General features: G+C 69.5%; 21 protein-coding genes. 13 read left to right on the top strand and 8 right to left on the bottom strand.

All coding sequences use genetic code 11. From position 1 onward, the window contains the following. Positions 1 to 13 precede the first annotated feature (13 nt). Complete coding sequence (locus tag ACN6LB_RS04405; protein WP_445024636.1) at positions 14 to 4,609, bottom strand: FtsK/SpoIIIE domain-containing protein; 4,596 nt, start codon at positions 4,607 to 4,609, stop codon at positions 14 to 16. Between the two features lie 331 nt (positions 4,610 to 4,940). Between ACN6LB_RS04405 and ACN6LB_RS04400 the strand changes: the two genes are divergently transcribed. Continuing rightward, positions 4,941 to 5,240, top strand: a complete 300-nt coding sequence (locus tag ACN6LB_RS04400; protein WP_356133643.1) for a WXG100 family type VII secretion target — start codon at positions 4,941 to 4,943, stop codon at positions 5,238 to 5,240. 107 nt (positions 5,241 to 5,347) lie between these two features. Next, on the top strand, positions 5,348 to 5,932 hold the full coding sequence (locus tag ACN6LB_RS04395) for a hypothetical protein (RefSeq protein ID WP_445024635.1): 585 nt from the start codon (positions 5,348 to 5,350) through the stop codon (positions 5,930 to 5,932). A gap of 561 nt (positions 5,933 to 6,493) precedes the next feature. Here ACN6LB_RS04395 and ACN6LB_RS04390 read toward each other — a convergent pair. The 4 genes from ACN6LB_RS04390 to ACN6LB_RS04375 form a co-directional block, all read right to left on the bottom strand. After that, entirely contained in the window at positions 6,494 to 7,153 is a 660-nt protein-coding gene (locus ACN6LB_RS04390) for a hypothetical protein (protein WP_445024634.1), read from the bottom strand. A gap of 157 nt (positions 7,154 to 7,310) precedes the next feature. Further along, positions 7,311 to 8,222, bottom strand: coding sequence for a hypothetical protein (locus ACN6LB_RS04385; protein ID WP_445024633.1), 912 nt, complete (start codon positions 8,220 to 8,222; stop codon positions 7,311 to 7,313). 143 nt (positions 8,223 to 8,365) lie between these two features. Continuing rightward, positions 8,366 to 9,601: a WXG100 family type VII secretion target gene (locus tag ACN6LB_RS04380; RefSeq protein WP_445024632.1), complete on the bottom strand. Its 1,236-nt coding sequence runs from the start codon at positions 9,599 to 9,601 to the stop codon at positions 8,366 to 8,368. 7 nt (positions 9,602 to 9,608) lie between these two features. Continuing rightward, a complete protein-coding gene (locus ACN6LB_RS04375) occupies positions 9,609 to 9,911 on the bottom strand; it encodes a hypothetical protein (protein ID WP_356133631.1) in 303 nt (100 codons plus the stop codon). Between the two features lie 463 nt (positions 9,912 to 10,374). Here ACN6LB_RS04375 and ACN6LB_RS04370 point away from each other — a divergent pair, with 463 nt between their 5' ends. The 10 genes from ACN6LB_RS04370 (at position 10,375) to ACN6LB_RS04325 (ending at position 17,977) form a co-directional block, all read left to right on the top strand. Beyond that, positions 10,375 to 11,022, top strand: a complete 648-nt coding sequence (locus ACN6LB_RS04370; RefSeq protein ID WP_356133629.1) for a hypothetical protein — start codon at positions 10,375 to 10,377, stop codon at positions 11,020 to 11,022. Positions 11,023 to 11,449: 427 nt separating this feature from the next. Next, positions 11,450 to 12,178: a hypothetical protein gene (locus ACN6LB_RS04365; protein ID WP_356133627.1), complete on the top strand. Its 729-nt coding sequence runs from the start codon at positions 11,450 to 11,452 to the stop codon at positions 12,176 to 12,178. Between the two features lie 20 nt (positions 12,179 to 12,198). Continuing rightward, entirely contained in the window at positions 12,199 to 13,050 is an 852-nt protein-coding gene (locus ACN6LB_RS04360) for a hypothetical protein (RefSeq protein ID WP_445024631.1), read from the top strand. Next, positions 13,047 to 14,360 carry a CpaF family protein gene (locus ACN6LB_RS04355; RefSeq protein WP_356133623.1) on the top strand — a complete coding sequence of 438 codons (1,314 nt, stop codon included), beginning with the start codon at positions 13,047 to 13,049 and terminating at the stop codon, positions 14,358 to 14,360. The genes ACN6LB_RS04360 and ACN6LB_RS04355 overlap by 4 nt, the downstream gene beginning before the upstream one ends. Positions 14,361 to 14,367: 7 nt before the next feature. Continuing rightward, positions 14,368 to 15,348 (top strand): type II secretion system F family protein, encoded by a 981-nt coding sequence (locus tag ACN6LB_RS04350; RefSeq protein WP_356133621.1) that lies wholly within the window; start codon positions 14,368 to 14,370, stop codon positions 15,346 to 15,348. After that, positions 15,345 to 16,271 carry a type II secretion system F family protein gene (locus ACN6LB_RS04345; RefSeq protein ID WP_445024630.1) on the top strand — a complete coding sequence of 309 codons (927 nt, stop codon included), beginning with the start codon at positions 15,345 to 15,347 and terminating at the stop codon, positions 16,269 to 16,271. Before ACN6LB_RS04350 ends, ACN6LB_RS04345 begins: the two co-directional genes overlap by 4 nt. 33 nt (positions 16,272 to 16,304) lie before the next feature. After that, a complete protein-coding gene (locus ACN6LB_RS04340; RefSeq protein ID WP_356133617.1) occupies positions 16,305 to 16,556 on the top strand; it encodes a hypothetical protein in 252 nt (83 codons plus the stop codon). Positions 16,557 to 16,580: 24 nt separating this feature from the next. Beyond that, complete coding sequence (locus tag ACN6LB_RS04335) at positions 16,581 to 17,030, top strand: TadE family protein (protein WP_445024629.1); 450 nt, start codon at positions 16,581 to 16,583, stop codon at positions 17,028 to 17,030. Continuing rightward, the gene (locus tag ACN6LB_RS04330) at positions 17,031 to 17,486 is read left to right on the top strand and encodes a TadE/TadG family type IV pilus assembly protein (RefSeq protein WP_445024628.1); all 456 of its coding nucleotides are present in this window, start codon (positions 17,031 to 17,033) and stop codon (positions 17,484 to 17,486) included. Then, entirely contained in the window at positions 17,486 to 17,977 is a 492-nt protein-coding gene (locus ACN6LB_RS04325) for a pilus assembly protein TadG-related protein (RefSeq protein WP_445024627.1), read from the top strand. Before ACN6LB_RS04330 ends, ACN6LB_RS04325 begins: the two co-directional genes overlap by 1 nt. A gap of 11 nt (positions 17,978 to 17,988) precedes the next feature. On the opposite strand, the gene ACN6LB_RS04320 is transcribed toward ACN6LB_RS04325, so the two are convergent. Beyond that, positions 17,989 to 18,564, bottom strand: a complete 576-nt coding sequence (locus tag ACN6LB_RS04320) for a dihydrofolate reductase family protein (protein WP_445024626.1) — start codon at positions 18,562 to 18,564, stop codon at positions 17,989 to 17,991. Between the two features lie 313 nt (positions 18,565 to 18,877). Between ACN6LB_RS04320 and ACN6LB_RS04315 the strand changes: the two genes are divergently transcribed. Further along, positions 18,878 to 19,474 (top strand): DinB family protein, encoded by a 597-nt coding sequence (locus tag ACN6LB_RS04315; protein WP_445024625.1) that lies wholly within the window; start codon positions 18,878 to 18,880, stop codon positions 19,472 to 19,474. 48 nt (positions 19,475 to 19,522) lie between these two features. Here ACN6LB_RS04315 and ACN6LB_RS04310 read toward each other — a convergent pair whose 3' ends face one another. Together ACN6LB_RS04310 and ACN6LB_RS04305 are read right to left on the bottom strand one after the other, a co-directional pair. Further along, positions 19,523 to 19,870, bottom strand: a complete 348-nt coding sequence (locus tag ACN6LB_RS04310; protein ID WP_356133605.1) for a hypothetical protein — start codon at positions 19,868 to 19,870, stop codon at positions 19,523 to 19,525. 104 nt (positions 19,871 to 19,974) lie between these two features. Further along, complete coding sequence (locus tag ACN6LB_RS04305) at positions 19,975 to 20,178, bottom strand: DUF397 domain-containing protein (protein ID WP_445024624.1); 204 nt, start codon at positions 20,176 to 20,178, stop codon at positions 19,975 to 19,977. Positions 20,179 to 20,182: the final 4 nt, after the last annotated feature.

Raw genomic sequence — 20,182 nt, 5'->3', positions numbered from 1 at the left:
CACCGCGGGCGCGTCACAGCGGCGTCGTGACCGTGAGCGGCTCCCCGCTGCCGAGGTGCAGCAGGCCCTTGCCCGGCGCGACCGGTCCGCCGACCATGCTGCGGTTGGTGCGGATACCGATCAGCTCGCCCGCGGAGGAGTCCTGCGGGGAGAGCAGGATGCCGCGGCGGCCCTTCTTCATCTCGACCTGCCAGCCGGAGAAGCCGCTGCACACGTCGTCCTCGTCACCGGCGATGACGAGACCGAGACCGCGCTCGGTGCCGCGCTGGACGATGCGCTTGAGAACGGTCGCGGCGTCGCAGTCCTCCAGGACCTCGCCGTCGTCGACCAGCACCACGATCGGCTCCTCGGGCGTGGCCGACTCGATCACCTCGTCGAGGTCGTCGCTCTCGATGTCGTCCTCGTCGAAGACCTTCAACACGCCGTCCTGGCCGTCGAGTTCACGCAACGGCGACGGACGCGGCGCGGCGACGACGATACGGACGCCCTGCGCAAGGTAGGACCGGGCCAGGTTCAACAGCGTCGTACTGCGGCCCGACTTGGCGGGACCGGCGATGACGAACGTCGGCACGCCCTGCGAGAGGTCGGGGCCGAAGCCCATGATGTCGTCGCCGCCGATGCCCACCAGGCCCCACAGCTTCGAGCGGGAGGCATCCGGGTCGCGCATCTCCCAGGCGTCGGCGAAGTTGATGCGGGTGGGCAGCACGTCGACACGGAACGGGCGTCGGCTGCGCGGGAGTTGGGCGTCGCGTGCGGCGGCGGCCTCGCCGATCGCGGCGAGCGCGGCGGCCTGTCCCTGTCCCGTGGAGTCCTCGGTGAGCAGCGCGAACTGCGTCTCGGTGCCCTGCTCGTTGCGGTAGCCGCGGCCCGGCGGGATCTCCTCGGGGACCTTGCGGGCGTTGATGCCGAGCAGCGAGAAGTCGGAACGGTCCGCGAGCCGCAGTCCGTACTTGTCCTCGGTGAGCGAGCCGATCCGGGTGGAGAGGATCTGCCGGTCACCGGTCATGATCACGTGGATGCCGACGCTCGCGCCCTCGCGCATCATCGCCTGGATCTGGTCGGTCAGATCACCGTGGTCGTACTCGCCGAGCGTCGGCAGCCAGCCCTCCCACCGGTCGAGCAGCACGACGAGATGCGGCAGCCGCTCCTCCTCCGTCGACGCGGCCCGCTGCTCACCGATGTCGGCGAAGCCCTTGTCCGCCAACAGGTCCTGGCGGCGCGTGAGTTCACCCTTCAGGCGGGCGATGAGCCGGACCACGCGCTCGGTCTGGTTGCGGCTGACGACCGCGCCGCAGTGCGGCAGCCGGGTCAGCGCGTTGAGCGCGCCGTTGCCGCAGTCGATGCCGTAGAGGTGGACGTCCGCGGCGGAGTGCGTGCGCGCCAGCGAGCCCGCGATGGTCCGCAGGATCTGCGAACGGCCGCTGCGCGGGGCACCGCCGATGAGCAGATGCCCGAAGGAACGGAAGTCGATGACGACCGGACGGCGCGCCTGGTCGGCGGGCAGGTCCTCGACGCCGTACGGGGCGGGCGGCAGCTTGCCCGGTCCGCCGGCGAAGGCGGGCAGCGGGATCTCGTCGAGCAGCAGCGTCTCGGAGAGCGCGGGCAGCCACGGACTGTGCTGCGGCGGGATGCCGAGCACCTGGTTGGCCGCGCGCACCGCGTCCACCAGCACCTTGAGGTCGGTGATCTCCTCCTCCTCGCGCGCGGCGGCCTTCGGCTTCACGAGAGCGGCCCGGCCGAGGTCCTCCCAGTCGAGGGGGCCGGCCCACGGAGCGAGCAGCGCCGGGTCGGCGGCACCCGGGCGGCGGCCACCGACCCGGCCGGACTGGAACGGTACGAGCGAGGCGTGCCCGAGGCGGACGTACGCGCGGCCGGGAGTGTTCTTGGAGATGTGCCCCGCCTCGGGCGAGTCGATGACATCGCTGGACTCGCCGCCGTCGGTCACGCGCAGCGCGATACGGAGGTTGGTGTTGGCGCGGATCTCGGGTGACACGACGCCGCTCGGCCGCTGGGTGGCGAGCAGCAGGTGGATGCCGAGCGACCGGCCTCGCTGGGCGATGTTGACCAGACCCGTCACGAAGTCGGGCAGGTCGCGCACCATGGACGCGAACTCGTCGATGACGATGAGGAGTCGGGGCACGGACGGGTGCGCGGGATCACGGCGTACGAGGTCCTGGTAGTCCTCGATGTCCTTGGCGTCGGCGGCGGCGAGGATGTGCTCGCGCCGCTTCAGCTCCGCGCCGAGCGATTCGAGGGCGCGCTCGACGAGATGGGCGTCGAGGTCGGTCACCATGCCGACGGTGTGCGGGAGTTTGACGCAGTCCTTGAACGCCGAGCCGCCCTTGTAGTCGACGAGGACGAACGTCATGTTCTCGGGGGTGTTGGCCACGGCCAGCGACGCCACGATGGTCTGCAGCAGCTCCGACTTTCCGGAACCCGTCGTACCGGCGATGAGTCCGTGCGGCCCGTCCCGCCGCATGTCGATGCCGAACGGCCCGTCGTACGACTCACCGATGACCGCCATCGTCGACTGCCCGCCCATCCGCCAGCGCGCCGTGATGGCGTCACTGCTCGGCGGCTCCAACTGCAGCACGTCCAGCAGCCGGCTGGCCCCGGGCAGCGCCGAGTCCTCGGTCTCGCCGCTGATGTCGCGGAGAGGGGAGAGCGCGCGGGACAGTCGTGCGCACCAGGCCGCGGAGACGAAGTCCGGCCGTACGTTCCGTACGCGGGCGACGCCCGTCTGCTGGACGCGCAGCCGCAGTTCGAGCGGCTTGTGCGAGCCGGAGTGCGCGTCGTCGGTCTCGGTGGCGTGCCAGGCGTGGAAGGAGGGGAAGCCGCCGGGGGCGGCGGGAGCGGCCGCTGTGGTCCGCTGAGCGGTGTGCTCCTCGGGCTTGGGCTCGGCGATCACGATGGCCTGGCACTCACCGGGCAGGAACCGCTCCTCCGCGTCGAGGCAGATCGCGTACATCGACATCGCGGGGCCCTCGCGCAGCAGCCTTACGACGCCCGGCATGGACCGCAGCCGCCGTGAGCCGTCCCAGACCACCACGATGTCCGGGTCGCCGAAGGCGGCCTTGTTGCCGTTCTGCCGGGCGGCCTTCTGGCGGGCGTCGAGCAGCTGGGTCAGCTCGCCGATGCGGGCGCCGACGGTCTCGGCGTCCGTACCGATGAGGACGTTGGAGTCCTGGCCGCCGCCGGGCCGGCTGTGCGGCAGCCAGCGCACCCAGTCCCAGCTCTCCCGGCCGCTGTTCTCGGTCAGGACGTAGAACTGGACGTCGAGCGGACTGTGCAGCACGGCGGCCTGCGCGACGACCCAACGCCCCAGCGCCTGCGCGGAGTCACCGGGTCCCGCGATGCCGACGACACCGCGCTCGCACAGCGGCAGCGCGACCGGTGCGTCCTCGATGGTCCAGGTCACCTGGCGCTTGTGGTCGTCCTGCTCGGGGTCGTCGAGGACGACCTCGGAGGGCAGCTGCCCGGTCCCGACGCGCAGCAGCAGATGATCGGGGTCGGTGCGCCGCCGCTCCCACAGCCGCGTCCGCGGCCCGGTGCTCAGCGACAGCACGGCCGCCGGGTCGGGAACGGCCTGCCGCCGGTCGAGCCGCTCGGCAACAAGCGCCTCCTGCGCTTCCTTCTCGATCCGCTCCTTGTGCTCCTTGTACTCCTTGACCTGCTTCGCATGGGACTTGCGCCCCTGCTTCTTGTCGTTGAAGTAGTTGGCGATCATGATCATCGGGCTCAGGGCCGCCATGATCAGGTAGTAGTAGCGCTTGAAGATCACCACGGACACGATGGCGCCGACCAGCGGCATGAGCGCCATCAGCCAGGGCAGCGGCCGGGCTTCGTAGTCGCGTACGGGGCTGGGCAGCCGGAACTTCGTCTCGCGCTCCGGCGGGTGCAGTCGCGGCGGCCGGTTGTAGTCGAGCCCGGCGCCGTCGTCGGACCACTTGAGGGCGGCGTTGGGCGGGGAGTACCGGTCGAGCTCAAGGAGGGTGTTGCCGACGGCGATCTGACTGCCGAGCGGCCAGGTGTCGTCGTCCTCTCCGTCCTTCTTTCTGTCCTTGAGGCTCTCCCCGTCGAGAGTGACGCCTTCTCCGTCCTCGTCCCCGCGCCCGTGAACGGTGAACCGGCAGGTTCCATCGGTTGCAACTGACAACGTCAGCGCTCGCTCGGGCAGTTCCGGATCGTCGATGCGCAGATACGACGCCGCCCCGCTCCCGATGTCGTAGCGCCCGATCCCGAGCCGGTGCACGGCTCCGGCGGCCGGCCCCCCGGCGACCCGCAGCTCGACGAGCCCGGTCGGCTCGCCCGGCAGGCACCCGGCGGGGTCGTACAGACTGACGACCGCGCCCTCGCGCAGGGGCGAGGTCCCGATGGTGGCGGAGGGGTCGACGGGAAACCCGTCGACGTAGGCGATCGGAGCACCGCCCTGACCGCCCGGCTGCTGCGCGTGCTGCCCGATGGGGATGATCCGGGCACCGCTGCTGTAACCGACATGAGTCGCCAGCTCTTTGGCGATGTCCCCGACCGAGGACTCAGGATCCGCATCAAGCACCACGTCGGCGGAAGCCCCGCCGAGCGGATCGACGACGGTCAGAGTCAGGCGCACGCTCGTCCTCCCCAGCCACCTGAGGCCGCTTCCCTCCCGCGGGCCACAGTAGGACCGACGATATCCGCTCCCCCCTTCCCGCAGGCAACGGCCTGTGTGCGGGGTCCCTGGAGGGGGTGAGCAGATCCGGCGTACCGCCCGCCCCGCCGGATCCCGGCCCCGCCGCGAACCGGGCCCCGCACCCCACGCTTTCACAGCGCGCTCGTGACAAAGCCGGGGTGTGCTCCTGCAAGCGTCCTGGATAGGCTGCTGACTCAGCGGACGATCGCATCATCCGCATCAGCAGCCACGGGGGCTGGCCCTGCGGCGAGTTGGAACCTGGAGGCGCCACATGGCCAAAGACGCAGATATCACATACGAGAAGATGCGCACCGCCGCGAAGAAGCTCGGCCATGAGAAAGAGAAGATGGACGAGAAGCTCCACGGCCTGGACAGCTACATCGACAACCTCGTAGCCGACGGCTACACCACCTCCAAGGGTTCCTCCGCCTTCGACGACTCCTTCAAGGAGTTCACCAAGGGCATGAAGGACACCCTCGAGGGCCTCAAGGGCATGGCCAAGTTCCTCGACGACGCCGCAAAGGCCTACGAGGACCTGGACCAGCAGCTGGCCAACGGGGTCAAGGGCTAGTCGGTCCCGCGCAACGACTTGCAGGCGTAGCGGCCGCTTTGGCCGCTACGCCTGCTATGCGCAAAAGAGGCTCTTCGTCGAGCGGAGAGTCTTCATCAGGGGAACTCATGTCGGATCGGATCGCAGAGGGACCCTCTTCGGCGGCAGGGCAGCCCAGCGAGCGCTTCTGGGCGCGAGACGGGTTCGTGATCGCCGCCGTCATCGCTCTGATGGCGGCCCTGACAGGGGCGATCGTGTTCACGGTGGGCACCTGGCGGTTGTTCGCGCGCAGGACGGTCCCGGAGTTGTTGGACCTTCCGGGCGGACCGTGGGCGGTGGGCTGCGCGCTCGGCCTGCTCACTGTCGCCGGAGGGTTCGGCATCGTCTGGTCCCTGACCGGAGTCCTCGAGGCGACAAGCCTGCCGCGTGCCCTGCGCAAAGCAGCGACCGCCGCACTCTGGACAGCCACCTTCGCGCCGCTCCTCTACCTCTTGAGCAGCCTCCCAGGCAAGAACTGCCCTTCGTACAAGACGAGTTGCGCCTACATTCCCATCACTGGAAGCGCCCTCCTCGCGTACGCGCTGAGTACTGCCCTGACCGGCTGGCTCCTCCTGCGTTGGAAGAGGTCAGCTGCCGAGGCACAGCAGGCACGGGAGCGGGAGCGCCTGCGCAGACTCCGCAAGAGGGGCAAGGGGAAGAGCCGACGGGCATGAAGCGCTCCCGAGCGCACGGGCCATGACCTGACCGATGAGGGGCCTCCAATGAGCCCCTGACGAGCCCCGTCACGCCCCGTCTCTGCGCGTCACACCGGCTGGACGTGTACGTCCGCCGGGCTGAGCGCCGTGAGATACGCCTCGATGTCCTCCCGGTCGCTCGTGAAGATCACGGCGCTGCCGTGTTTCACGGCGGACAGGGCAACCCAGGCGTCCACAGTGTCCGAGCACTCCGGTCGACCGGCGTTCGTGGTGCTCCCGCCACTCCTGCTCCGTCAACTCCTGGGCGGCCGAATCCGGTTCGACCGGCAGGGCCGCTGCTTCCGCCTCTGCCGCCGCGATGACGGCGTCGATTCCCGAGAACTGTTCCTCCATGGCCTCGGTCTCCGCCATCTGCCGTGTCGCGGCGTGCACGAGGTACGCCGAGACGTCCAGGCCGGCCCGTTCGGCGTGCTGCCTGATGCGCGCGGCCTGCTCCTCTTCAAGGCTGATGCTGATCCCGGGGTCCTCGCCATGAGACGAGTGTGTGACGCGTATTACGCCCTGTTCAAGCGGGCTCGGTTATTGCCGGGCCGTTGGTGGTGAGGCGGCGGTGAAGGACACCGTTTGGAGGATTGCTGTGGTCATGTCGCAGAACTCGCCCCAGTAGTCCACGGCGGCCGTGTCGATGGTGAAGACGGCTGTGTACGGGCCTGTGGGGAAGGGGACGTGGATCTGGATCTGTCCGGTCAGCAGCTTTTCCCGCTCGGCGGTGGCGGTGACGTCCGGGCTGAGCGTGATCTCTCGCATGATGATGCTGGAGACGGCGGGGCCGCAGGGCAGGTCGAGCCAGCGCGCGTCGTTGAACGGGTCGGCGGCGAGGACGGCCAGGATGCCGTGCGCGGCTATGTCCGGATCCGCGTGGTCGGACTCGTAGGCGGCGACGGAGAAGGAGCAGTGCGCCACGCCCTCTGTCTCCAGGCCGAAGAGACCGAAGGCGGAGTAGGCGAGGCCCGCTGTCGCCATCGCTTCCGTGACGAGTTCGTAGAACGGGGCCGCCGACTGCCAGAGTTGGCCGTCCCCGCCGGGATACAGACCGCGGACGAACTCGGCCGTGGCGGTGGAGCGTTCGTCCGCCGTGGCGTCGACCGGCAGGGCGTGGAAGCCGTCCGGCATGACGAACGACATGGGCGGGATGTTCCGGGCGTCGAACGTCGCGATCAGCTGAGCCAGATCGGTCACGGCGCCGTCCCTTCGGTCGTCGGCGCCGTCCTCTCGGCAACGGGTGCCGTCCCTTCGGCAACGACCGTGACGTTCCGTTCAGGAGCCACTGGGCCGTTGCCCTGAGGCGCCAGTGCGCCGTTCCCCTGAGACGCCGGTGCGCCGCTCCTCTCAGGCATCACTGGGCCGTGCCCTTCGGGAAGACGTCCGTGCCGGCGGGGTCCACATAGCGGGTGAGGCTCTGCTCGGTGCCGTTCGACAGGGGCACGCGCAGGTGTACGGCGACCGTGCCGTCGGTGAGCTGCTCCAGCTGCGGAGGTTCCGTGACCGGCAGCACCTCGCCCACCGCGCGGGACACCTGGAGCGGCGGTTCCGCCACGAGCTCGGCGATCCGGTCCCGCTGTTGCGGCGTGACGTCGTCCCCCGACACGGGGCGTCGCTCTCCGCGCAGTTGGCCCACCAGCTTGGCGGCGTCCCCCACCTTCCAACGCGTCCAGGAACCGTCGGCGAACCGGATCCTCACGTCGGAGCCGTTCTCGGAGAAGTGCATCCGCTCCGCTTCGGCGACGGTATCTCGCGGTGTCTCCCACAGCGCGTCGGCGGGCGCCAGGCCGGCTGCGGCGCTGACTCCGAGGACGAGAAGACGACGATCGGTGAGTACGAGCTCGGTCCGGTACCCCTTGGGCCTGCGCGCCGGGTCCAACTGCCAGGGAAGGGTGCGCGCGAGGGTGCCCGCGGCGGCCCACATCACCGGGAAGTCCTCGACCTCGTTCTCGGGTTCCCGGGGCTTTCCGGGGCCATGGGGTTCGCCGAAGGGCGAGCCGCTGGGGGCCGTGGCGTTCGCGGCCATGTTCAGCAGGCGGGGAATGCCGAGCAGCGCGATGTCCAGCGCGCGTACGCCCGCCCGGTCGGCCTTTCCCCGTGGGCTGAACCCCGGCCCGGCCGGCCAGCCGCTCAGCTCTTCTTCGATATCCCGCCGTTCGGTGTCCCTGAACGAACGCAGGCCCGCGACCCGCGGTGCCGATCCGGTCGCGAAGGAGGCGTTGACCCGCATCAGCAGGGCTTCTCCCGGGGGCGGATACCAGTCCACGGCCCTGTGTCCTCTCCGTGCTCACCAGGCAAAGCCGGGTGTGCTGGGTGTGCGTCGTGCTTGGCGTGCCGGGTGCTTCCGACCGGGCGCGCTCCCGGCGGAAGCGCCTCCGGCGGACGCGCTTCCGATGCGGCGCGCTGCGCTCAGTGCGCCGCCGCGGAGTCATGGAATCGGTCCCCCGGGTGCATCATCTCTCCGATGTGCGAGGGAATGGACCATGCTTTGGGGGCGATTTTGATCGCCGCGTCGATTCCGCGTCCCAGATTGCTCATGGAATCGATCTTGTTCAGGCCCGGAATTCCCCGAGTGCCGATCCACTGCCCGTTGCGGACGTTCTGTTCGGCGACCAGGGTGATGCGGTTCATGATTCCGCCCTCGGTCGAGATGAAGCCCCCGGCCTTGAGGCCCCAGAGGCCGACCGTCTTGCCCTTGACCGTGAAGCTCACCGCGCCCGCGACGTTGTCACCGACGCCGATGATGTTCCGGCCGATGGTGGTCACGCCCTTGAAGCCCTCGCCGAGTTCCGCGGCGCGTGAGGCGGCGACGGCCCCGTCGGCGACCTTGACTCCCTTGGCGAACGCGCCGATACCCGGGAGTGCGCCGAGCGCGTCGAAACCGATGCTGACCCAGCTGACGTCGGCACCGGCCGCCATCGCCACAAGATGGGACACCAGGGCCAGGCCACTGGTGACGACGGCCGCGGCGGCGAAGATGGCACCGATCGGCTCGAAGGGGGCGGTGAGGATGGCCAGCATCCCAAGGACGCCACTCAGGTCGCTGAGCAGGTCACCGACCGTCTTGATCAGATCGGCGTGGTCCTCCAGCCACTTGCCGGTCGCGTCCCACGCGTCCGCGATCCCGCTCCCCAGCTTGTCCCAGAAGCCGGGCTCGTCCGGCGCGATGTCCGCCGCCTTGTCGAGGTCCTTGCCGATGAGGGCGGCGGCCTTCTTGTAGCGGTCCTCCAGGTCGTGCACCTTCTGTGTGACGTCGTTGACGTCACTGGACGTCTTGCTCTGGTCCTTGTCCTTCGCCTTGGCGTCGGCCTCGGCGTCGAGGACCTCCCCGGCCCGCTTCTCCAGCCGGTCGGCCTCCTCCTGGAAGTGGACGAGCTCGCCGGCCCACCGGTGCAGGGCGCGCGAGGCCTTGTCGAAGGAGTCGTGGCTCTTCTTGATGAGCGGAGTGATGTCGGTGGAGACGTGCTCACTGAAGGCGACGGCGGTCCTGCCCTTCCAGGCGCCTTCCTTGATCTGCTCCAACTCCTGTACGGCCGTGCCCAGCTCGCTCGCCAGGCCGCCGAGCTTCTTCGCGAGTTCCCGTGTCTGCTCCACGTCGCCGGGGGTGGGATCCCAGCCGATGTGCGGGAAGGAGGGGCGACTCATGCCTGTCTCAGTGCCCCTTCTTCTCGGGGGCCTTCATGGACTCGGCGAGCTTCAGGTCCAGGTCGTCGAAGGACTTCCCGATCTTGTCGATCATCTTGACGGCACCCTGGGTGTGCTTGCCGAGCTGCTTGATGCCGTAGCCCCAGTCGTCGGCGAAATCGTGTACGTCGTCCACGAGTGCCGCGGCGCCCACGACCGAGCCGTCGGTGCCGCGCAGGGTGCGGCGGGCGGTGTCCATGCGGTCGCTGACCGTGGAGAACGTCTTCCGCAGGTCTTCGAAGATGGTGCCGTCTAGTCGGAGATCACTCACGTTTCACTCACGATGCGTTCCGGTTGGGCTCGGGTGTTGCTGACGGATGGGGAGGATTGGAACGATTTCCCCCTTCACGTACGTGAAGGAACGGTGAAGCGGAAGCCGGAGCGTGTGGCATCACACCCTGGCGCTGGAAATCGCCCGATCGAGTGATCCTACGCAGTAGACAGGGCGACGGCCTGGAGCAGCATGGCGGGTGGCGTTGTTTGAGGGGGCTTTGGGGTCGAGTTTGCCGCTCCTTGGCGGGGCTGTGATGTTTCCGCGATCCCCGAGGTGCGGCGTTGCTGGAGCGAAGTCGGACGGGTCCGCGGGTCGACCCGGGTCGTGCCGAGCTCTCCCGCGCGCGGCACCTCGTACGCTGGCCGCGACGCAAGCAGAGGTCGAAAGACACGGGCAGAGAACGAAACGAGCCCCGGACCCGGAGTGAGCCGGGGAGCGGGGGAGCAGGGGGAAACGAACCATGGCCCGCTACATCGAGACGCTCACCATCGAGCGCGGCGGATTCAGGATCAAGGTGCCCGAGTCGTGGTGGGAGTTCGACGTACGGCCCGAGTCGCGTGACGACTCCATCCGGCGCATGGTGAACGAGCGGGTCGAGCAGCGGCCGGAGTTGGCGCAGTACCGGGACACGTACACCGCCTTCCTGCGGAAGTCCGCGGCCGACGCCTGGAAGTCCGGCGCCCTGTACTGCGGCTGCATGGCGGAGAGCTTCGGCGGGGACACCCCGATCACCGGCTCCGTCACCGTCTCGATCGTCGGCGGCCGTACGCAGTCCGGCGAGGCCCTCTCCACCGACCCGCAGGTGATCGCGAGCCAACTCGCCGTGCGCGAGGCGAAGAAGGAGGGCGACGCCTGGCGGAAGGTGACGACCGTCGACATCCCCGGCGTCGGCCCGGCCGCGCGCACGTACGGCATCGAGGACATCGTCGTACCCGACGACACCCTCAAGCGCACCATCCGTGCCGTACTCATGCAGACGTTCATCCCCGTGCCGGGGCAGGAGGGCAAGGTCGCCCTGGTCGCCGGGAGCAGCCAGGTCCTCGACCTCGCGGACTCCTTCTTCGACATCTTCGACGCGATCACGTCGACGTTCCGCTTCGCGACCTGAGTCCGTCACGCGAACACCGCACCCCCGTACCGCCGTCACCCCGCGGCTGAAAGACCTCGCCGCCGCCCCACCGCCTCGTGAACACCTCGTGCAGACCTGGCACACTCCCCGTGACGAACCCCACGCCCCACCCCGGTGTCGGGTTCGCGGCTGCACAGGGGTGACCTGGCACGAATCCCTGTGCTCAACGGGGAACCGGACACCCTCAGTTGCGCGTGGATAACGTCGAGCGCCGTGAGGTTCGCGATCCATAACGCGCCTTGAGGGGCTTATGTGCGGCTGATACGGTGCCATGGCTTGACACTCGCTCCAGCGCTGGCTATTCGGCCAGGTCGCACGGTACGCGCAGTACAGGTGTGCGCGGGCGAAGTGTCCTAATTGGTCGGCAATTTGGCAGAGTTATCTTGGGTGTGCGGGGAGCGGTTGCGTGAAGATCCAAGAGCGTACGGGGGCGGGCAACCAGCGCTCCGCTGCGCCGGCTCAGCCGGCGATGGGTGAGCGCCTTCCCGCGCCGCCTCGCGAGCGCAAACCCGCGCTCGCCGCGCTCGCCGTACTCCTCATCCTCGTGGGCGCGCTGGGCGCCACGATGCTGGTGCTGCGGGCCGGGGACCGGGTCGAGGTCGTCCAGGTGACCGGCGACATCCAGGCCGGGGAGTCGGTGGGCAAGAGCGTGACCTCCGTGCTGGTCGCGGACGACGCGAGCATCAACTACGTGAAGTGGTCGCAGGTGGACACCCTCAAGACCCTCAAGGCCAAGTCCACGATCTACAAGGGAACCGTCGTCATCGGCGACATGTTCGCCAGCAAGACGACCCTCCCCGCGGGCAAGGCCTCGGTCGGCCTCGCCCTGAAGGAGGGCCAGTACCCCGCCAACATCAAGGAAGGCGACGTCGTGGCCGCCTACCGCGTCGGCAACGACAGCGGCAGCAGCTCCAGCCGGAACAGTTCGTCCGGTTCGTCGAGTTCGTCGAGCAGCAACTCCCTGATCGTCGACAACGCGCGCGTGGACACCAAGAGCGACGACAGCGACGCCACGATCAGCACGGGCAACCTCTCCATCACCCTGCTCGTCGACCAGAGCGACGCCCCCGCCCTGACGCAGGCCGCCGCGGGCGGCGACGTCGCCGTCGTTCTCGTCCCCGGCAACGGCAACTAGAGGCGAGTGGGTAAAGAGACATGGCGCTCATCGCCGTCGCCGCCGACAAGGGTTCCCCCGGCGTCACCACCGCCGCGGTGGCCCTGTCGGCGGTCTGGCCCCGCAGGGTCCTGCTCGCCGAGACCGACCCGGCCGGCGGAGACCTCGTCTACCGCAGCGCCGCGGCTCACGGTGGGCCGCTCAACCCCAACACCGGCATGCTGTCGATAGCGGCGACCGCCCGCCGCGGCCTTGTGCCGGACCAACTCTGGGACCACGTACAGCCGTTGAGCGGAGGCCTGGAAGTCCTGGTCGGACTCGGTGTCGCCGAGCAGGCGACCGGTCTCGCCGGACTGTGGCCCACCCTCGGCCGGGCCTTCGCCCAGCTCGCCGACTCCCCGCACGCACCCGCCGACGTGATCGCGGACTGCGGACGGATCAGCGGGGACACCCCGGCCGTCGAGATGTTCTCGCAGGCCGCCCTCGTCCTCCTTCTCTCGCGCACCGAGCCCGAGTCCATCGCCCGCGTCCGTGACCGGGCGGCGGCGCTCAGCGCCAAGCTGCACGGCGGCCCGCGCGGCGCGGCCGCCCTCGCCACGCCCCTCATCGGCGTCATCCTCATCACCGACCCGGGCGACTCCGCCAAGCTCGTCCACCAGGTCAACGACATGCTGGTGGCCGCCCAGACGGGCGCCCGCGTCGTCGGCACGCTCGCCGACGACCCGGCCGGCGCCGACCAGTTGGCCGGCCGCAGGCGCGGGCGCCTCGACAAGTCGCTGCTCATCCGCTCGGCCCGCAAGGTCACCGCGGACCTGTATCAGCAGTACGGCGCCGCCTGGGCCGTACCGGCCGGTGGGCCCCATGGGCAGCCGCACGCCGGAGCCGGCCGATGACAGCCGTCGACCATCAGCTGGTCAAGCGGTTCCGGCAGGAGGCCGGCGACCGGATCGCCGAACAGCGGCGCCTCGACCAGGTCTCCGGCGTCACGCCGATGTCCAGCGAGGACGAGCGGCAGTACGCGCGCGCGGTCATCGCCCAGATCCTGGAGGACTACGCCCGCACGGAGATCAACTCCGGGCGTACGCCGCTGGACGCGGAGACCGAGGAGCAGTACGCGGCCGCCGTGCACGCCGCGCTCTTCGGCGTCGGCCGCCTCCAGCCGCTGCTCGACAACCCGGACGTCGAGAACATCGACATCAACGGGTACGACCACGTCTTCATCGGGTACGCGGACGGGCGTGAGGTCACCGGTGACCCGGTCGCAGAGAACGACGAGGAGCTGATCGAGCTCATCCAGGTGCTCGGCGCCTACTCGGGTCTCTCCTCCCGGCCCTTCGACTCCGCCAACCCGCAGCTCGACCTGCGGCTGCCGGACGGGTCCCGGCTCTCCGCCGTCATGGACGTCACGCGGCGCCCCGCGCTCTCCATCCGCCGCGCCCGCATGGGCAAGGTCTTCGTCTCCGACCTGGTCGGGAACGGGACGATCACGCCCGAGGTCGCGCACTTCCTGGCCTGCGCGGTCCGCGCCCGCAAGAACATCATGATCGCGGGCGCCACCAACGCCGGCAAGACGACACTGCTGCGCGCCCTCGCCAACGAGATCCCGCCGCACGAGCGCCTCATCACCGTCGAGCGCGCCATGGAACTCGGCCTCGACACCTTCGCCGACCTCCACCCGAACGTGGTGGCCTTCGAGGAGCGCCTGCCCAACTCCGAGGGCCAGGGCGCCATCACCATGGCCGAGCTGGTCCGCCGGTCGCTGCGAATGAACCCCTCCCGCGTCATCGTCGGTGAGGTCCTCGGCGACGAGATCGTGACCATGCTCAACGCGATGTCGCAGGGCAACGACGGTTCGCTGTCCACGATCCACGCGAACAGCTCCAGCGAGGTCTTCAACCGTATTTCCACGTACGCGCTCCAGGCGACCGAGCGACTGCCCATCGAGGCAAGCCAGATGCTCGTCGCGGGCGCGGTGAACTTCGTCGTCTTCATCCAGCGGCGCAACGACTACGAGTCGGGCGGCCGCCTCCAGCGCATGGTCACCTCCGTCCGCGAGGTCAACGGCGTCGACGGCCGTGTGCTGTCCAGCGAGGTCTTCGCGGAGGCCCCGGACGGCCGGATCGTGCCGCACGCCCCCCTCTCCTGTCTCGATGAACTCGTCGCGCACGGCTACCGGTTGCCCGGTGGCGGAAGCTGGGGGTGATCACCGTATGACGTCCACGTCCCTCACCGATCTCGCGGCACTCGACTCGCTCGGCTCCATGGGCGGGCTGTTCTCGACGACCGTGCTGTACGCGCTCGCCTCCGGCATCGCCGTCGGCGGCGGCCTCGCGCTGTTCGCCGTCGCGGTGCGCGGCCTGCCCGCCAAGCCCGAGCACGAGAAGCAGAAGGCGAACCAACGGGCCGGTGAACTGGTGCGGTTCGCCGGGCAGCGCGGCTCGATCGCCGCCGGTGCCGGCCTTGTCGTACTGCTTCTCACCCGCTGGGCCGTGGCCGGTATCGCCGCCGGTGTCCTCGTCTTCTTCTGGGACAAGCTCTTCGGCGGCGCCTCCGAGGAGCGGTCCGCCATGCGCCGGGTGGAGGCGCTGGCCTCCTGGACCGAGTCGCTGCGCGACACGATTGCGGGTGCGGTCGGCCTGGAGCAGGCGATCCCGGCGTCCGCCCGCGCGTCCGCCCCCGTACTGCGGCCCCATCTCGACGCGCTCGTCGACCGGTTGCGCTCCCGCACACCGCTGCCCGAAGCCCTCCAGCACCTCGCCGACGAGATCAACGACGCCTCCGCCGACATCATCGTCGCCGCCCTCATCCTCAACGCCCGCCTGCGCGGCCCGGGTCTGCGCCAGGTGCTCGGCGCGCTGGCCAAGTCGGCGCGCGAGGAGGTCGACATGCGGCAGCGGGTCATGGCGCAGCGCGCCTCCACCCGCCGGTCCGTGCAGATCGTCGTGGCGGTCTCGATCGCGTTCGTGCTCGGCCTGTCCATCTTCAACCGCGAGTTCGTCGAGCCGTACGGCACGGCGGTCGGACAGCTCGTACTCGCCTGCGTCTGCGGCCTGTTCGCGCTCGGCTTCTGGTGGCTGCGCAAGCTGTCCACGATCGAGACACCCGAACGCTTCCTGGTGCGCGACGAGTCGTCGGTGCAGTTCGTCCGTCCCCGGATGCCGGCCCAGCAGGAAGAGGGGGTACGGCGATGAGCGACGTGACCATGCCGATCCTGGTCGGCGCGATCATCGGCCTCGGCCTCTACACCCTCGTACGCGCCCTCATGCCGTCCAAGCGCAGCGCGGTCGCGCAGGTCGCCCGCATCGACGCGATGCGGGCGCGCGGAGCGGCGTACGAGTCCGTGCAGCGCGGCGGGCAGGACGCGGGACGGCTCGGGACCGTACGGGCCCAAGTGGGCCGTCGCGTCGCCGAGTTCTACATGCAGCAGGGCTGGGAACTGCGGTCGCTGCGGGCGGATCTCGCGGTGCTGGACCGGAGTTGGGAGAAGTTCCTCGCGACGAAGGTCCTGCTGGCCACCGCGGGGCTCTTCTTCGGCCCGTTCCTCTTCGCCATCGTCTGGACGCTCGGCGTCGGCCGCAGCCCGATCATCCCGGTGTGGCTGGCGCTGCTCTTCGCGGCGGTGTTCTTCATCCTCCCGGACGTGGAGGTACGGCGCGACGCGGCCGAGAAGCGCCGCGACCTGCGGCGGGTCATCGGCGCGTACCTGGACCTGGTGTCCATGAGCCTGGCCGGCGGCCGCGGTCTGCCCGAGGCGCTGATGGCGGCGGCCGAGGTCTCCGACGGCTGGGCCACCCAGCGGATCCGCAACGCGCTGGCCGATGCCCGCATCACCGGCATCAGCCAGTGGCAGGCCCTCGGTTCGCTCGGCGAGCAGCTGGGCGTCGAGGAACTGAAGGACCTGTCGGCCTCGTTGGCGCTGGTCGCGGACGACGGCGCGAAGGTACGCGAGTCGCTCGCCTCGCGTGCCGAGACCATGCGGCACCGCGAACTCGCCGAGATCGAGGGCAGTGCGGGCGAGAAGTCGCAGTCGATGCTTGTCGCGCAGCTGCTGCTGTGCGCGGGATTCCTGGTGTTCCTGATCTTTCCGGCCGCCATGCGCGTGTTCCAGGTCTGACGTCGATCACCTTTTTTGAGAGGACAACTCACCATGAACGGACGGAACTTCAGCACCGGGATCCCGGGGGTGGACTTCCTCGTCACCTTCCTTCAGGGCCGGGTGCAGCGCGCCCGCTCCGGGGAGCTCGACCGCGGTGCGTCCGCGGTGGAGTGGGTCATCATCTCGGCGGTCGTCGTCGCGATCGTCGGCGTGGTCGCCGCGATCATCAACGCCGCGCTGAGCGACGGCGCCAACAAGGTGGGCGACTGCATCAAGGGTGCGGACGCGGGCAAGACCTGCTGACCATCACTACACACGTCTACGGGGTTGCTGGTGCGCGTACGTCGCTGGGTACGCCGTCGGGTGGAGGCCGCCTCCGCCCGCGGTGACTCCGGCATGACCGCGATCGAGTTCGTGCTGCTCACGCCGGTGCTCTTCTTCATGATCTTCGCGACGGTGCAGTTCGCGCTGTACTTCTTCGCCGATCATGTGGCCCAGGCGGCCGCCCAGGCAGGCGCGCGCAAGGCCCGCGCCCTGGCCGACGAACGGCCCGGCGCGTGGCGCGGCGAGGCACGGGACGTCGTCGACAGCTACATCCAGCAGCTCGGCCCGCAGCTCGTGCTGTCCCCGGACGTGAAGATGCTCCAGCCGGAGCAGAACAAGGTCGGGGTGGAGATCACGGCCCGGGTGCCCACGGTGTTCCCGGGGCTGGACCTGACGGTGCACGCGCAGTCCGTGGGCCCGGTGGAGAGATTCGTGAAGGAGGGGGAGAACTAGATGCCCCTCGCTTCCTTTCCGAGGTCCAGGGCCGCGGCCCTTCTGAGGTCGAGAGTCGCGGTCGGCCGTGACACCGGCCTGTCCACGATCGAGGTCGTGATCCTCGCCCCCGTGATGATCCTCTTCATCCTCGTGCTGGTGGCCTTCGGGCAACTGGTGGACGGACGGGGCGCGATCGACGGCGCGGCGCGCGACGCCGCCCGTGCCGGGTCCCTCCAACGCGAGGAGGGGACCGCCATGTCCGAGGCCCAGAACGCAGCGGACGCCGACCTGTCGGACGTCTGCTCGGGCCCGGTGACGGTGACCAAGACCAGCGCCGGTTTCGCCGACGCCGATCTCTTCACGGTCGAGGTCAGCTGCGAGGTGCGGGGCCTGGCGATGCTCGGCCTGGATGTGCCCACGCGCCTGACGGGGACGTTCACTTCGCCGCTCGACCCGTTCAAGAGGAAGGCGTGATGGGGGACATGAGGCTGCGGTCCCGGGTCCGGGTCCGGGTCCGGGAGTGGGCCGGGGCCCGCCGCGCCCGCTTGGACGACCGCGGCTCGGGTGCAGGCGCGGTCATCATCTTCGCCCTCGTCTTCCTCTCCCTCTCCGCGTTCGTCATCGACGGCGGCCTGTCCATCTCCAAGCGCGAGCGCGCCGCGGACATCGCGGAACAGGCCGCCCGGTACGCCGCCCAGGACGTAGACAAGGAAGCCCTGTACGAGAACCGGGGCAGGGACGGGGCGCCCATCCGCTTCGAGAACTGCGGCGCCCGCGTGAAGGCCTTCGCCCGCGAAATGGGCATGTCCGGCGCCGACATCGCCGCGACCCACTGCGTCGCGGCGAACGCCGACGAGGTCGAGGTCGAGGTACAGCTGACGTACTCACCCGTCTTCTCCGGCATGTTCTACGGCGGCGATGTCGTCGTCCACGGGCGGGCGGTGGCGGAGAACGAGGTCGGCTGAGCCACGGGATGTCAGTGGAGGGTGGGCCGGTAGATCAGCTCTTGGATACGACCGTCGAGCGTGCGGTTCTCGAGCAGCTCCAGGTCGAAGTCGGCCGCACCCTGGAGGATCGGTTCCAGCCCGGTCCGACCGGTGATGACGGGGAAGAGCGTCACCTGTACGCGATCGACGAGGCCGGCGGCCATCAGCGCCCGGTTCATCGACAGGCTGCCGTGCGAGCGCAGCGGCACCTCGGACTCCTTCTTGAGGCGGGCGACGACGTCGACGGCGTCACCGCTCACGACGGTCGCGTCCGGCCAGTCGAGGGGGCCCTCCAGCGTCGTCGACACCACCGTCGCCGGCAGGCTCCTCATCCGCGTGACCCAGGGGTCCCGCACATCGGACTCCTCGGTGCTCGACGCCAGCATCTGCGCGAACGCCCGGTACGTGTTGGCCCCGAAGACCATCCGCTGCTCCGCGCCGTACAGGGCGAGGCGGTGGTCGAGCAGCTCCGGGCCCTGCTTGCCCCAGTAGCCGGTCCAGTCGCCGCCGGCGGCGCCGAAGCCGTCGAGGCTGCAGAAGACGTCGAAGGTGTAGGTGGCGGTCATGTCGTTCTCCTCGGGTGCGGGTGCGGGTGCGGGTGCGGGTGCGGGTGATCGATGTGGGTGATCGGCGCGGGTGATCGGTGTGGTTGATCGGTGCGGGTGGAGGCCGGTGATCGGGTCCGGGCGGGCGCCGTAGCCCGTCGCATTCATTGACCCAGGACGCTTCCGAAACTCATCGCTACGCCGATCACCACGGGCCTCGACCACTCGAATGGCACGCGAACGAAGACCGAGTCCAGGTCCCGGGGAGCGGGGTCCCGGGGAGGGGTGGTGGAAAGGCGATGGACAAAGATCGCGCGGGCGGCAGACTGGCCCCATGACCGCATCGGATACCAAGGCTGACCTTCACTACTACTTGCAGTCCGCCCGAGATGCCATGCTGTGGAAGCTCGAAGGGCTCTCGGAGTACGACATACGCCGCCCGCTGACGCCGACCGGCACGAACCTCCTGGGCCTGGTGAAACACGTGGCCGGCGTGGAGCTGGGCTACCTCGGCGACACCTTCGGACGGCCGTCCGGCGAGCCCCTGCCCTGGCTCGACGACGGTGCCGAGACCAACACGGACATGTGGGTCACCGCCGATGAGTCACGCGAGTACATCGTGGAGCTCTACCGCCGGGCATGGGCGCACGCGGACGCGACCATTGAGGCGTTGCCGCTCGAAACGACCGGCAGGGTGCCGTGGTGGTCCGAGGGCAAGGACGAGGTGACGTTGCATCATGCCGTGGTGCGAGTGATCGCCGACACGCAACGGCACGCCGGGCACGCCGATGTTCTCCGGGAGCTCATGGACGGTGCCGTCGGGATGAACAAGGGCAACGACGCGATGCCGCCGGTCGACTCGGCATGGTGGGAGAACCATCGAAGCCGACTGGAGCGTGCGGCTCAGGAGGCCGCCGGCCGACACGCCTGACGGTACGGCCAGGGGCAATGGCCGACGGTGCGACCGGCTCGGGTCCCCCTAGTCGCCGGCGCTGTGGCCCTTGCCGCCCGCGACCTTCTTCTCCGTCTTCGTGCCTTCGGAGACGTTCTTGGCGAGGTCGTCGTCGAGCTTCTTGAACTCGCGGACGACGGCGTCGGACATACCGGCGAGGGCATCGAGTGCCTGCCCGATGTCCTCGCGACCGTCCTCCCAGCCGGACTCGAAGTCGTCGAGGGCGTCGTAGACCGTGTGGTCGCCGAGGTCGTCCTTGAAGGACTCGAAGAGCTTCTTGGTGTGGTTCAGCCGCGTCTTGATGTCGCGCAGCCGACCGCCGTAGTCCTCCAGCTCACTGAGCGGGAGCGCGAGGTCGCTCTTGCCACTGCCCATGTCTCATCCCCTCCTTCAGCTTCGACAGAAATGGCTTGCGAACCTATCGCACAGCTGTTGCTGGTGAGACGCCGGTCGTGGCCGGGGTGGTTCCGTCGCACTCGCTATGCGGGGGTGGAGGCGAGGGCTCCGGAGCGTATGTGGCGGAGGAGGTGCGCGAGGGGGAGGGGGGTGGTGGTGAGGGTGGTGTGGGGGGTGGCGGATTCGCGGAGGTGGAGGGTGGTGGGGGTGGAGGCGAGTTCGATGCAGGCGTTGCCGTCGCCGCCACCGGAGAAGGATGATTTCTGCCAGTTGCGCGGAGTCGTCATGGTG

It is taken from the genome of Streptomyces sp. SAS_270, assembly GCF_052543295.1.
Note: the sequence above shows the minus strand (reverse complement) of the source record. Positions and strands in the feature narration are given on the sequence as shown.

Coding starts and splice junctions, on each gene's coding strand:
- ACN6LB_RS04400 (WP_356133643.1), top strand. CDS start 4,941: ATGGCCAAAGACGCAGATATCACATACGAGAAGATGCGCACCGCCGCG.
- ACN6LB_RS04395 (WP_445024635.1), top strand. CDS start 5,348: ATGTCGGATCGGATCGCAGAGGGACCCTCTTCGGCGGCAGGGCAGCCC.
- ACN6LB_RS04380 (WP_445024632.1), bottom strand. CDS start 9,601: ATGAGTCGCCCCTCCTTCCCGCACATCGGCTGGGATCCCACCCCCGGC.
- ACN6LB_RS04370 (WP_356133629.1), top strand. CDS start 10,375: ATGGCCCGCTACATCGAGACGCTCACCATCGAGCGCGGCGGATTCAGG.
- ACN6LB_RS04360 (WP_445024631.1), top strand. CDS start 12,199: ATGGCGCTCATCGCCGTCGCCGCCGACAAGGGTTCCCCCGGCGTCACC.
- ACN6LB_RS04355 (WP_356133623.1), top strand. CDS start 13,047: ATGACAGCCGTCGACCATCAGCTGGTCAAGCGGTTCCGGCAGGAGGCC.
- ACN6LB_RS04350 (WP_356133621.1), top strand. CDS start 14,368: ATGACGTCCACGTCCCTCACCGATCTCGCGGCACTCGACTCGCTCGGC.
- ACN6LB_RS04345 (WP_445024630.1), top strand. CDS start 15,345: ATGAGCGACGTGACCATGCCGATCCTGGTCGGCGCGATCATCGGCCTC.
- ACN6LB_RS04340 (WP_356133617.1), top strand. CDS start 16,305: ATGAACGGACGGAACTTCAGCACCGGGATCCCGGGGGTGGACTTCCTC.
- ACN6LB_RS04330 (WP_445024628.1), top strand. CDS start 17,031: ATGCCCCTCGCTTCCTTTCCGAGGTCCAGGGCCGCGGCCCTTCTGAGG.
- ACN6LB_RS04325 (WP_445024627.1), top strand. CDS start 17,486: ATGGGGGACATGAGGCTGCGGTCCCGGGTCCGGGTCCGGGTCCGGGAG.
- ACN6LB_RS04320 (WP_445024626.1), bottom strand. CDS start 18,564: ATGACCGCCACCTACACCTTCGACGTCTTCTGCAGCCTCGACGGCTTC.
- ACN6LB_RS04315 (WP_445024625.1), top strand. CDS start 18,878: ATGACCGCATCGGATACCAAGGCTGACCTTCACTACTACTTGCAGTCC.
- ACN6LB_RS04310 (WP_356133605.1), bottom strand. CDS start 19,870: ATGGGCAGTGGCAAGAGCGACCTCGCGCTCCCGCTCAGTGAGCTGGAG.
- ACN6LB_RS04305 (WP_445024624.1), bottom strand. CDS start 20,178: ATGACGACTCCGCGCAACTGGCAGAAATCATCCTTCTCCGGTGGCGGC.